The 12,605-nt window shown below is 66.2% G+C and carries 9 protein-coding genes; 6 read left to right on the plus strand and 3 right to left on the minus strand.

Features of this window, described 5'->3' with window-relative positions:
* The first annotated feature begins 93 nt into the window (after positions 1-93).
* The 5 genes from BZB76_RS27565 to BZB76_RS36105 all read left to right on the plus strand — a co-directional run bounded on the left by BZB76_RS27565 (position 94) and on the right by BZB76_RS36105 (position 8,489).
* Positions 94-1,404: a S8 family peptidase gene (locus tag BZB76_RS27565; RefSeq protein WP_170180770.1), complete on the plus strand. Its 1,311-nt coding sequence runs from the start codon at positions 94-96 to the stop codon at positions 1,402-1,404.
* Between the two features lie 507 nt (positions 1,405-1,911).
* The gene (locus BZB76_RS27570; protein WP_170180771.1) at positions 1,912-3,114 is read left to right on the plus strand and encodes a S8 family serine peptidase; all 1,203 of its coding nucleotides are present in this window, start codon (positions 1,912-1,914) and stop codon (positions 3,112-3,114) included.
* 484 nt (positions 3,115-3,598) lie between these two features.
* Entirely contained in the window at positions 3,599-4,819 is a 1,221-nt protein-coding gene (locus BZB76_RS27575) for a S8 family serine peptidase (protein ID WP_170180772.1), read from the plus strand.
* A gap of 351 nt (positions 4,820-5,170) precedes the next feature.
* Complete coding sequence (locus BZB76_RS27580) at positions 5,171-6,520, plus strand: S8 family serine peptidase (protein ID WP_121437315.1); 1,350 nt, start codon at positions 5,171-5,173, stop codon at positions 6,518-6,520.
* 1,063 nt (positions 6,521-7,583) lie between these two features.
* On the plus strand, positions 7,584-8,489 hold the full coding sequence (locus tag BZB76_RS36105; RefSeq protein ID WP_246007241.1) for a MinD/ParA family ATP-binding protein: 906 nt from the start codon (positions 7,584-7,586) through the stop codon (positions 8,487-8,489).
* Positions 8,490-8,512: 23 nt separating this feature from the next.
* On the opposite strand, the gene BZB76_RS27590 is transcribed toward BZB76_RS36105, so the two are convergent.
* Complete coding sequence (locus BZB76_RS27590) at positions 8,513-9,310, minus strand: hypothetical protein (protein ID WP_170180773.1); 798 nt, start codon at positions 9,308-9,310, stop codon at positions 8,513-8,515.
* A 249-nt stretch (positions 9,311-9,559) separates the two neighbouring features.
* Between BZB76_RS27590 and BZB76_RS27595 the strand changes: the two genes are divergently transcribed.
* Positions 9,560-10,000 (plus strand): hypothetical protein, encoded by a 441-nt coding sequence (locus BZB76_RS27595; RefSeq protein ID WP_121437318.1) that lies wholly within the window; start codon positions 9,560-9,562, stop codon positions 9,998-10,000.
* A 17-nt stretch (positions 10,001-10,017) separates the two neighbouring features.
* Here the strand turns inward: BZB76_RS27595 and BZB76_RS27600 are convergent, their stop codons facing one another.
* Together BZB76_RS27600 and BZB76_RS27605 are read right to left on the minus strand one after the other, a co-directional pair.
* A complete protein-coding gene (locus tag BZB76_RS27600) occupies positions 10,018-11,457 on the minus strand; it encodes a DUF1266 domain-containing protein (protein WP_121437319.1) in 1,440 nt (479 codons plus the stop codon).
* An 80-nt stretch (positions 11,458-11,537) separates the two neighbouring features.
* A complete protein-coding gene (locus BZB76_RS27605) occupies positions 11,538-12,479 on the minus strand; it encodes a DUF6177 family protein (protein ID WP_246007242.1) in 942 nt (313 codons plus the stop codon).
* Positions 12,480-12,605: the final 126 nt, after the last annotated feature.

Below are 12,605 nucleotides of genomic sequence, written 5' to 3' on the forward strand. Positions count from 1 at the left end.
CAACCCGTCTGCCGAGCTGTCGTTTAACCGCTCCATGCAAAGGGAGTGCAGATGTTGAGGCGAAGCCGAAGAGTGGCTCGTTCAGTCCTGGCCTTGCTCATCGTCGGAGCGATCGCCTGGCCTAGCTCGGCTTCGGCGGCGCCCAAGCCCCGGCCAGACCAGTGGTGGTTCAAATCCTGGGGTGTACAGAGCCACCTTTGGCCCTTGTCAGTGGGGACGGGCGTCACGATTGCCTTGATCGATACTGGCGTCCAGGCGAACCTTCCTGAACTCCAAGGTGTTGTACTTTCAGGGATCGATTTGGAGAACAGAACCGTCGACGGTCGCCAAGACCTTGATCGCTTTAACACGCCACCCGGCCATGGCACCGCGATGGCGTCGCTGATTGCTGCTCAAGGGGGACGAACCGGCCTGGTGGGAGTAGCGCCTGGGGCTAAGATCCTCCCGATTGTGGCCCAGAGCAATGATGCCTATGCAAAAGGTATCCGCTACGCAGCGGATCGTGGTACTCAGGTGATCAACCTTTCGCAGGCGATCCCCGGGCCGTGCCCTCGCAATCTACAAGAGGCCATCGCGTATGCGCTCGAAAAGGACGTAGTGATCGTCGTTGGGGCGGGAAACGATGGTGACGGTGCAAATTCCAGCAACGCGCCGGCCAACTGCATGGGTGTCTTGTCAGTGGGTGCGGTCGATTCCAAGTTTTCTCCGTGGATGAAGACACAGCGACAATCCTATGTAAAAGTTGCAGCTCCCGGCGTCGACATGCGGGTCCTTCTCAAGGACGGAGAGCTCTATCGAGGAAAGGGCACAAGCGACGCCGCTGCCGTCACCTCGGCTGCCGTGGCTCTTATTCGGGCCAAGTATCCGTCGATGACGAACCGGGAGGTTGTGCGGCAGCTCATTGCGTCCGCGTTGGACGTCTATGAGAAGGGTAATGATAATCGGACCGGGTATGGTGTCATTCGGCCTTACCGGCCGCTCGCGGGGAAAGCGCCGAAGGGCACCGCGAATCCGGTTTTTGACGAGTTTGATCGCTGGAAGAGGACTCACCAACCTGAGGGGGCGAAGTCTGCGGCCCCGGCGGCGTCCAAAGACGATGACTCCTCTTTGCCCTCCCTAATCGTGTTGATCGCGGTCGTTGTTGTGGTGGGGGCAGCCGCGAGTCTTTTCGGGTTCTTTTTCTCCCGCCGGAAGCGGGGCGGGCCGCCGCCCTTGGGGCCAGGGACCGGCTTCGGAGCGCCGCAGGCATTTGGACAGCAGCCGCCAGGCGGTCAGCATGGTCCGTACCCGCCGGTTCCACCGCAGGGCGCCCCGCCGCACTATCAACCGCACCCGCCGCCAGGGCAGCATCCGCCCGGCCAATGGCCGCCAGGTGGTGCTCCCCCGGCAAGGCCACCGCAGTAAGGCGAAGATCCTCTGTGGTCCATCTTCGGACGGTGCACCTCGTTTCCGCATAGCGAGGTTCGAAGTTCAACGGATGACGCGCTGGGCGGCACCACCTCGAAACCAGGGCGGCATGACCTATGGGTATGCCGATGGGAAGCGACGCACGCGATGACACGGTCGGCGAGGAACGCGAATGATGCCCATGACTGACCGCAGAACGACGATTTCTGTCACGGGAACGATGGCACGTTCACTCTCCGTGATTGGCTGACGCGGAGGCGGTCGTGTGGAGGACACGACGACAGCGTCATTCCAGGCTTGGTTGGTTTGGCGCTGGCCTAAGTTGAACGGTCACCTAGATGAGGAGTGCGAATGCTGCGACGGACTCGCAGGCTGGCTGTTCCAGCCTTGGGCATGCTTATCTGGAGTGCGGTCGTTTGCCCCGTCGCGGCTGCGGCTCCTCCTCAACCACGGGCAGACGAATGGTGGTTCAAGTCGTGGGGGGTACAAAGCCACATCTGGCCCTTGTCCACGGGCGAGGGCGTCACGATCGCCTTGATCGATAGCGGTGTTCAGGCGAACTTGCCGGATCTGCAGGGTGTCGTACTTCCAGGCACCAATCTGGATGGCGGAAGCGGCGACGGCACAGAGGACGTTGACCCCTTCAATAGCTCCGTGGGCCACGGTACAACGATGGCGTCCTTGATAGCCGCCCAAGGGCGCGGAACTGGGCTGGTGGGAGTCGCGCCGGATGTAAAGATCCTACCGATAGTGGCGCAGAGTCAGGCCGCCTTTGCGAAAGGAATTCGTTTCGCAGCGGACCGCGGTGCCCAGGTGATCAATATTTCGCAAGGACTGCCCGGTTCATGTCCTACCGAAACCCAGGAGGCAATTTCATATGCCCTGAGCAAAGATGCAGTGATCGTTGCGTCGGCAGGTAATGATGGAAACGGCTCCAATTCGAGCATTGCACCTGCCAATTGCGCGGGCATCCTCTCGGTGGGCGCCGTGGACCGGCGGTTCAAACCATGGGAGAAGACCCAGCGACAGCCTTATGTAAAGGTCGCTGCTCCCGGTGTTGGCATGCGCGTCGTCACGAGGAATGGGCAGCTCTATGCGGGGCGTGGCACAAGTGATGCGGCAGCGGTGACGTCGGCGGCTGTTGCTCTTATCCGGGCCAAACATCCGGACATGGAGAACCGGGAGGTTGTGCGGCAGATCATTGCCTCGGCGTTAGACATTGGGGAGAAGGGGAAGGACGACCTAACTGGGTACGGCATCATTCGTCCGTATCGGCCGCTTGCGGGGAAGGTGCCTGGGGGTACGGCGAATCCGGTGTTCGATGAGTTCGATCGCTGGAGGAAGACCCACGAACCTCAGGAGTCGAAGTCTGCGACTCCGGCCGCGTCGAAGGAGGACGACTCTTCGAGCTCCTTCATCGTGTGGGTCGCGGTTCTCGTCGTGCTAGGGGCGGGAGCAGGTCTTTTCGTGTTCTTCTTCTCCCGCAGGAGCCGGGGCGGGCCGCCGTCGATGGGGCCGGGGAGTGGTTTCGGTGCGCCGCAGGCATTTGGACAGCAGCCGCCGGGAGGTCAGGGTGCTCCGTACCCGCCGGTTCCACCGCAGGGCGCCCCGCCGCACTATCAACCGCACCCGCCCGCGCCGCCTGGGCAGCATCCGCCCGGCCAATGGCCGCCAGGTGGTGCTCCTCCGGCAAGGCCACCGCAGTAAGGCGAAGATTTTTTGTGGTCCATCTTCGGACGATGCACCTCGTTTCCGCATAGCGAGGTTCGAAGTTCAACGGACGACGCGCTGGGCGGCACGACCTCGAGACCAGAGCGGCATGACCCATGGGTATGCCGATCGGAAGCGACGCACGCGATGACATGGTCGGCGAGGAATGCGAGCGCAGCACATGACTGACCGCGGAACGACCCGGTCTGGCACGGCAACGATGGCACGTTCATGCTGCGTGATTGGCTGACATGGAGGCGGTCGTGTGGAGGACATGACGACAGCGTCATTCTAGGCTTGCTTGGTTAACGCTGGCCTGGGTCGAACGGTCATCAGATGAGGAGTGCGAATGCTGCGGCGGAGTCGAAAAGCGGTAAGTTGGGCCTTAGCCATGCTCGTCCTTGGAGCGGCCGCCTGGCCTGGGACGGCTGCAGCGGCACCCGCCCCGCTACCACAGCAATGGTGGTTCAAGACCTGGGGTGTGCAGAGCCATATTTGGCCGATCTCCAAGGGCGAGGGTGTCACGGTCGCCGTGATCGACACGGGCGTTCAGGCGAGCCTGCCTGAACTGCAGGGTGTGGTTCTCCCGGGCATGAATGCCGAGGACGGAACCGGCGACGGACGAGAAGATTTCGATAGTTTCAGCCCGTCACGTGGTCACGGGACGGTAATGGCTGCCCTCATAGCCGCGCAGGGTCGTGGCACGGGGATGATGGGGGTCGCTCCAGCGGCCAAGATCCTTCCGGTATACGCACAAGATAATCTTGCGTACGCCAAAGGCATCCGTTTCGCTGCTGACCGTGGTGCTCAAGTGATCAACCTTTCGCAGGCGGTCGCGGGGCCGTGTCCACGTGCTCTGCAGGAGGCCATTGCCTACGCGCTAGGTAAAGATGCAGTTATCGTGGCTGGTGCGGGAAACGACGGCAATGGCGCCAATCCGAGTAATTCGCCAGCGAACTGTAAGGGCGTTCTTGCCGTAGGCGCGGTCGACCTGAAGTTCAAGCCTTGGGAGAAGACGCAACGCCAGCCCTACGTCACAGTGGCCGCGCCCGGTGCCCATATGCAAGTGGTGTTCAAGGACGGGAAACTGCATTACGGTAGTGGAACCAGCGGTGCCACGGCCCTGGTGTCCGGTGCTGTTGCTCTTATCCGGGCCAAACATCCGGACATGGAGAACCGGGAGGTTGTGCGGCAGATCATTGCCTCGGCGTTGGACATTGGGGAGAAGGGGAAGGACGACCTAACTGGGTACGGCATTATTCGTCCGTATCGGCCGCTTGCGGGGAAGGTGCCTGGGGGTACGGCGAATCCGGTGTTCGATGAGTTCGATCGCTGGAGGAAGACCCACGAACCTCAGGAGTCGAAGTCTGCGACTCCGGCCGCGTCGAAGAAGGACGACTCTTCGGCCACCATCATCGTGTGGATCGTGGTCATCGTCGTCCTAGGAGCGGGAGCAGGCCTTTTCGGATTCTTCATCTTCCGCCGGAACCGGGGCGGGCCGCCGCCGATGGGGCCGGGGAGTGGTTTCGGTGCTCCACAGGCGTTCGGGCAGCCGCCGGGAGGTCAGGGTGGTCCGTACCCGCCGGTTCCACCGCAGGGCGCCCCGCCGCACTGTCAACCGCACCCGCCCGCGCCGCCTGGGCAGCATCCGCCCGGCCAATGGCCGCCAGGTGGTGCTCCTCCGGCAAGGCCACCGCAGTAGGACGAAGAGTCTCTGTGGTGCATCTTCGGACGGTGCACCTCGTTTCCGCATAGCGAGGCTCGAGTGCAATGGATGTTTCGATGGTCGGCACGATCTCGAAATCAGTGCGGCATGACCCATGGGTATGCCGATGGGAACCGGCGCACGTGATGACATGGTCGGCGAGGAATGCGAGCGCAGCACATGACTGACCGCAGAAGGACGATCTCTGTCACGACGATGACGCGGCCACGCCCCTTGATTGGCTGACATGGAGGCGGTCGTGCGGGGGAAATGACGACAGTGACGTTCCAGACCATGATTGGTTTGGCGCTGGCCTGGGTTGAACGGTCACCTAGATGAGGAGTGCGAATGCTGCGGCGAAGTCGAAAAGCGGTCAGTTCAGCCTTAGCCATGCTCGTTCTAGGAGCAGTCGCCTTACCCGGCTCCGCTGCAGCGGCACCTAATCCGCTGCCGCAGGAGTGGTGGTTCAAGACTTGGGGAGTGCAGAGCCATCTTTGGCGGATCACCAAAGGTGATGGGGTCACGGTCGCGGTGATCGACACGGGCGTCGAGGCCGGTCTCCCAGAACTCGAGGGTGCGGTACTCCCAGGTCTGAACGCCGAGGATGGACGCGGTGACGGTCGCCAAGACCTTGATCAGTTCAATTCGCCTCCCGGACACGGTACGGCGATGGCGTCGTTTATCGTCGGCCAGGGGAAAGGCACGGGGATGATGGGCATCGCTCCGGAGGCCAAGGTTCTCCCCGTGGTCGCACAAGGGCATCCTGCCTATGTCAAGGGCATACGGTTCGCAGCAGACCAGGGTGTGCAAGTGATCAACATGTCGCAGGGGCTTCCTGGTCCGTGTCCACCTGCTCTGCAGGAGTCGATCGCCTATGCACTGGGCAAGGACGCGGTCATTGTTGCCTCGGCCGGCAACACCGGTCACGCAGGAAACCCGACCACCGCGCCCGCCAACTGTGCAGGCGTACTGTCGGTTGGTGCGGTGGATCTGAACTTTCGGCCCTGGGAAAAGACCCAGCGCCAGTCATACGTAAAGGTGGCGGGCCCTGGAGTTCATACGACCGCACTGTTGAGAGACGGGAAGCTCCACGCTGGCAGCGGCACCAGTGACGCCGGAGCCCTGGTGTCCGGTGCTGTTGCTCTTATCCGGGCCAAACATCCGGATATGAAGAACCGGGAGGTTGTGCGGCAGATCATTGCCTCGGCGTTGGACATTGGGGAGAAGGGGAAGGACGACCTAACTGGGTACGGCATTATTCGTCCGTATCGGCCGCTTGCGGGGAAGGCGCCTGGGGGTACGGCGAATCCGGTGTTCGATGAGTTCGATCGCTGGAGGAAGACCCACGAACCTCAGGAGTCGAAGTCTGCGACTCCGGCCGCGTCGAAGGAGGACGACTCTTCGAGCTCCTTCATCGTGTGGATCGCGGTTCTCGTCGTCCTAGGGGCGGGAGCAGGCCTTTTCGTGTTCTTCTTCTCCCGCAGGAGCCGGGGCGGGCCGCCGCCGATGGGGCCGGGGAGCGGTTTCGGTGCGCCGCAGGCATTTGGACAGCAGCCGCCGGGAGGTCAGGGTGGTCCGTACCCGCCGGTTCCACCGCAGGGCGCCCCGCCGCACTATCAACCGCACCCGCCCGCGCCGCCAGGGCAGCATCCGCCCGGCCAATGGCCGCCAGGTGGTGCTCCCCCGGCAAGGCCATAAGACGAAGGCCGTTGTGGTCATCCTTAGCAGCACATGTTGTGCTCCGTGTATTGAGGTTTCGTAATGCGACGGACAAGGCGACGGACCTCGCGACCGGAGTGACATTCGCCGCATGGTCTCGACCATGGCAGCGCAAGCATACCGATGACGCCAGAATGATTCGCCATCCCTGGCTATCGAATGCCGTGGTCATTTCCGATTCTGAAACTTTGTTCACTGGAACTGTGCCAGGGAATGTCAGTCTCGTCCTGCATTAGTTGCGAAAGTTGATCGTAGCTTGCGTTTGAGTTCGCGGCTGTCGATCATTGGTACAGCCGTCACGCTTCCAGAGTTCGACGGCGGTCGAGAGTTCAGAGCCGCTATCGCGGTCTTGAAGTCGTCCATGCGTGGCGTGTGGATCCAGGCTAGACCTGGGTTGGGTGGCGGGGGCGGTTGGGGGTTGAAGGCCTAGGGTGGCAGGTGGATGAAAGGAGGGCGGGTGCCGGACACTGGCTGGCAGCACTCCGTGTTGCGTGATCTTGGGGTGTCTCAGCGTGGGTTGGTGGCCTTCGGGGCCGCGTCGGCGGTGCTTGCCGATGACCGTTGGGGGGCCGAGGCGGCTGAGCACAGTGCGCCGCCGCCGGCTGTGCAGGAGCCCATCGCTGCGCCTTCGTCTGTCGAGACTTCGGCGGAACCGGTTTATGCGGGGGGTGAGGTGCCTCCGCCGAACGAGTCGTTGCCTGCGCCGCCGGGTCCGCAGGAGCCTCGGGAGGACGGTTCGGTGGGTGTTCCGCCGCAGCCGGGGCCTCAGCCTGCCTGGGGGAATGAGTCGATTTCCGGGGTGCGGCAGCCTTCGGTTAACGAGTCGTTGCCTGCGCCGCCGCCGATGCCGGAGGAGGCTCGGGCGGTTGCGGGTGCTGAAGCGTCGCAGCGGGAGGGGGTGCCGCTGGTCAATGATGAGTTCAGTTGGGATGCGGCGATTTCTCCCATTGGGGGGACGGAGGCTGAGGAGAGGGTTGCGCCGGAGGCGGCGCGGCGGGGGGTGGCGGAGGCGCCTGTGGCGGGGCCGCCGCAGGTGCATGATGTGCCGAGGGCGGACGAGTTCGTTCGTAAGAACCAGCACGGGGACGCGCTGGTGCATCGGGTCGGACGTGGGGTTCGTAAGGCCGTCGGGTCGTCCGGGGATGCTCGGACGAGGGCGGAGATCGGGGACTTTCTGGGGCAGCCCGTCGGCGGAATCCGGCAGATCACGGTGGTGAGTGTTCGGGGCGGGGCGGGGAAGACGACCGTGGCCGCGTTGCTGGCGACGGAGTTGGCGCGGCACCGTTCTGATCGGGTTCTGGCGATGGACGCCGACGCCGAGCTCGGGTCGTTGCCGTTGCGGCTCGGGGTGCAGTCGGAGGCGTCGCTGTTCGATCTCGTCGCGCAGCGGCCGCGTACGTTCGAGGAGGCCGCGCGGTACCTGCGGCAGACCCGGGACGGGTTGTGGGTGCTCGCGGCGACGCGGGGCGGACGGATCACCGGTGAGATCACGTTCGAGACGTATCAGGCCGCGTTCAGTACGGTGAGCCGTTACGTGTCCACCGCGGTGACCGACTGCAGCGCGGGTGTTCTCACCGAACTGCACCGGGGCATTCTCGGGCAGTCCCATGGCGTCGTCCTCGTCACGCCGGGGACGGTCGACGGGGCGTTGAGCGCGCGGAGCGCGTTGGAGTGGTTCTCCCAGGGGGCGCGGCGGGGTCTGCTGCCCCGGACGGTGATCGCGATCGTGTCGCATGCGCCGCAGGTCGGCGCGGACCTCGAGCGGGCGACGGAGATGCTGACCGCGTGGGGGACGCCGGTCGTGCAGGTTCCTTACGACCGGCATCTCGCGACCGGCGCGGCGGTCGACATGTCGCGGCTCGGTGACGCCACCCGGAAGGCCGCCGGTCGGATCGCCTACGAGGCGTTCGCGCGGTCGTTGGGCGTCCACCAGGAGCCGGGCCGCTGACACGCGGCCCGGCATGGCCTGGCTCAGTCCGTCCAGAGGAGGCTGTTGGTCACCTCGACACCGAGTTCGCCGGCGGTGGCGAAGACGCTGCCGGTGCGGCCGCCGGTGTCGGCGCCGGTCGACCAGTACGACTGGGCGTAGATCACGTTGGAGCCCTGCGTCCAGGAACGCGTCCAGTAGGCGGGATCGGCGCGGGGCTGGGGGAGGCCGCTCGCGTCGGACGGCGTGAGCAGCAGCGGCCAGCCCTTGTCATTGGTGATCCGGCTGATGTTGCTCGCCGCCGTCGGGCTGGAGAACCGCGCGATCGACACCGAGGTGATGATCTGCTTGCTGGGGCTGGCGTAGACGGCGGAGTGCATCACGCCGACGCACGGGTACGAGCGCAGCGCCGTGCGCAGTTTGGGGTTGGCGCGGCTGGTGCACGTCGCGGTGCGGGTGCCCGCCCGGGTGAAGGTGTTCCCCTTCGCCGTCCTGATCGTCGGGCCGAGGACGGAGGACGGATCCGACCCGCCGCCGCTGCTGGTCTGCGAGGGCGTCGGCTCGGGGGAGGAGGACGGCGTGTAGGGCGTGTACGTGGGCTGCGAGATCGTTCTCGCGGGATCGTCGTCGTCGCTCCTGAGGACGAGGAAGGCGCCGACGCCGATGACCGCCAGGACCGCCACCATGCCGATGATCAGCAGGGGGACCAGGGCGCCTCCGCCGCCGCGCGGCGGTGGGGGCGCCGGGAAACCGGGGCCTCCGGGCAGCGGTGGACCCGGTGGTACGGGTGGTGGATAACCCGGCCCGCCCGGGGGCTGACCGGGCCATTGGGGGGAGTTCATGGAGGCTCCGTGCTGATGTCCGTTGCGTGACCGCGGTTTCGGATCGATCCAGGGTAGCGGTCAGAACGTGGCGATTTTATAAGGAATGGTAGTTATGTCGGGCATTGTAGGTTTTTGCGGACGCGGCGGTCCGCGCGAATGTCTCATAGGGTTGCGTCGGAGAGGGGAGGAAGGTGTCCGATTCGGTCGGCGCTCCTTCGCAGCGTGTGGTGACGGCCCGCTCGGCCCGTCCGACCCGGGGGTGAACCGATGAGCAGTGACCTGGTGGCGCTGGTTCGGCGCCGTCCGGATGTGCACGCCGTGGCCGATGGCATGATCGCCATGGGCGAGGCGCTGGAGCTGCGCGGCGGCGAGTCCGGGCCGATCCTCGTGTACGACACCGAGGGCCGGTTGCTCGTCTCGATCGAGGAGGCGGTGCCGGTTCCGGCGCAGAGTGAGATCCGGCGGCTGCTCGGCGACGACTTCGCCGGACGCGTGACCGCCCCGGTGTGGTGGGTGGACGTTCGCGCCGTCGCCGATCTGCCCGACGCGATCCGCGTCGCCCGCAGGTTCACCGAGTTCCTGGTGCACTGGGCCGGCGGCGCCGTCTACCCGGACGGGGTCGGCGAGGCGCCCGCGCGCAGTTGGAAGGCCGCCGGCGTGGACGGCCAGGACGGAGTCGCCTACCACGGCGGGGTCATCGGCGGCTGAACCGGCGGACGCCGGGGTCAGGGCCAGTCGCGGGTGAGGTCGAGGTTCCATGGGACGAGATTCCAGGGGCTGCGCGCGTCGGTCATGAGGTCGTCGATGAGACGTTCGTACTCGGCCTGCGCGTTCCCTCCGCCACCCGACCAAAGCAGGCGGCCCTGCAAGTAGCAGGTGGCCATGTCCTGCCAGGACGAGTAGCGCCGCTGGATGTCCAGCGCCAGCGGCAGCATCCGCTCCCAGCAGTACTCCTCCGTCAGCCAACCCACCATGTGGCCCCAGCGGTAGAGCATCAGGGCCCGCCCGTAGTCCCAGATGAGGAAGCGTCCGACGTTCGCGCGGAGCACAGGGTCGGCGAGGGCCTTCAGACGGTGCAGTTCCTCGGACGCGTGGTTGCGGTCGTTGAAGAGCTGGTGAAGGAAGAGGGCGAGTTCGGCGCCCTCCTCACTGGCGTCCGCGCCGGGTTCGTCGCGCAGCAGCCGCGGGACGAGCCGCGCGTACGAGCCGCCCTCGTCCCCATAGCGGACCCGCACCAGCTCGATCAACCGCTCGACGAACGGGGGTTCGAGCCGGTCGCGGGCGATGAGGTCGTCGACCTCCCGGAGCAGCGTTCCGTACTCCTCCTGCGCGGCGGGGGAACGGGCGGCGAGATCGGCGTCCTGGGCGAAGTCGGCGCGGTGCCCGTCCTGGACGAGCCAGTTGACGGCGCCGAGGAGCTGTTCGAGGTCGTAGGCGCCCCACGGATCGTGGAGGAGTTCCTGGGCGGTGCGGCGGTCGGTGGCGGCGGCGTCCGCGTCCGGCGCCACCCCGAGCCGGTCGAGCCGGAACCCGTTGATCGCGCCGTAGGGCGCACCGGCCGCGATGATCCAGCGCTGCACGGGGGTGAGGTCGTCCGTCTGCCGCGCGGCATGGGCGTGGACACCGGACAGGTCCGGCGCGGAGATCAGCTCCCACAGGCGTCGCCGGAACTCCTCCGCCTGTCGCTCCTCGGTGCCGAAGAACCCGGCGAGCTGTTTGCGCAACGATGGGTGCCGGATGTACAGGCGCCGGAAGACCGGGCCGTTCTTCCACACCAGATGCTCGGGCCGCAGATCGCCGAACGGGATGCGGGTCCGCCGGTGCACCATGGCCCGTTCCGTGAACCGCAGCTCCAGGGCCGACCACAGCGCGCTCAGCGGTGTGAAGCGCAGCAGCAGGACGAATCCGAGCACGAAACCGAGCATGATCGCGCCGGGGCCCAGTGCCCAGCGCGCCGCGTCCTGGAGTCCGGCCAGGGACAGGACGGCTCCGCCGAGGAGCAGCCCGATTCCCGTGATGCCGCAGGAGAGGAACCAGCTCGTGGTCAGGATCAGGGATCCCTGGATGCGGAGGACCGCCTCCTCGCCGTTGAACTCGAACGACCCTTCGGCGAGCGTCCCTTCGACGGCCCGCTCAAGCGCGTCGAGCTGACCGGCGTTCCCCATGGGCAGGACCGTACATCATCCCTGACGGGTAGATCATCAGCGGTGCGAGGCCTCTGTCGAGGTGACCGGTGTGGACCGGTTCACGCCGACCGGAGGTGCCGCATGAGGAGACTGTGCCGCTGCCATCCGTCTGCGGAGCGCCCGTCGCCGAGCGGGAAGAACGTGAGCGGGGAGCGCTGCGGTCCGACCTGCTGGCCGGGCAGGCCGGTCGGCCCGCTGACGGTGCCCGCGACGGCGAGGGCGACCGGCCCCGGCGCGCCGGTCCAGCGTGGTTCGGTGGTGAGGTCCGCGCGACCCGGGGTCAGCTGGACGAACAGGGACGCGATGGTCTGGTCGGCGGCGAGCGCGCCGACGAGCGTCGGCAGGTGCTGGAGGGGCGGCGGGTCCTCCGGCATGTAGCCGATGGTGACGGTGCCGACCTCGGCGACGGTGCCGCCCGCGTTGGTGGTGAACTCGCAGACGGCCTGTGCGGGACGGGGGCCGTCGCCGCCGACGATGAGCCGTGACCTGGCCCGTCCCCGCGCGTACTCGGTGAACCGGTCGGCGTTCCACGGGTGCTCCAGCGGCTCGGACGCGCCGAGCCCGCCCGGGTTCTTCCCGGTGAGCAGTTGCAGGAGGCGTTCGACGGGCCCGCTGAGGTGGCCCTCGGCCCCGTGCTTGGTGCGGTAGACGATGGCGATCTGCGAGCCGACCGGCGCGGCGGGACGGGTCCTGAACCCGGGCGAATAGTCGCGGGCCTCCGGTACCGGGACGAATGTCGCGCCGTTCCACTTCAGTGGCCGTCCGGTCAGCCCTTCGTAGTAGCCGTCGCCGTCACGGACGACCCACTGCATCTCCTTCTCGGACGCGGCGGTGCGGAGGGGGAGCGACAGCCGGGAGTCCAGGGGGGTGACGAGCTGCAGGGTCCGGTCGCTCGCCGCGCAGTCGCCGAGGGCCCTGTTCAGCCAGGCGGTCAGGGGCACCAGCGGCCTGTCCTGCAGCACGACCATGGCCTCGTCGGTCAGCGCGTCTACTGTGCTCATCGTCGGGGGAGTCTAACGACCGGGATCGGGCCGCGACGGCCTCCCCGAACTCCGGCGGACGCGACCGCAGGTGGCCGGGGGGCGGCGTGATCACTTTGTTGTGACGACGGTGGTGGCTGTCCCATC

The organism is Actinomadura pelletieri DSM 43383 (genome assembly GCF_003634705.1).
GTDB lineage: Bacteria > Actinomycetota > Actinomycetes > Streptosporangiales > Streptosporangiaceae > Spirillospora > Spirillospora pelletieri.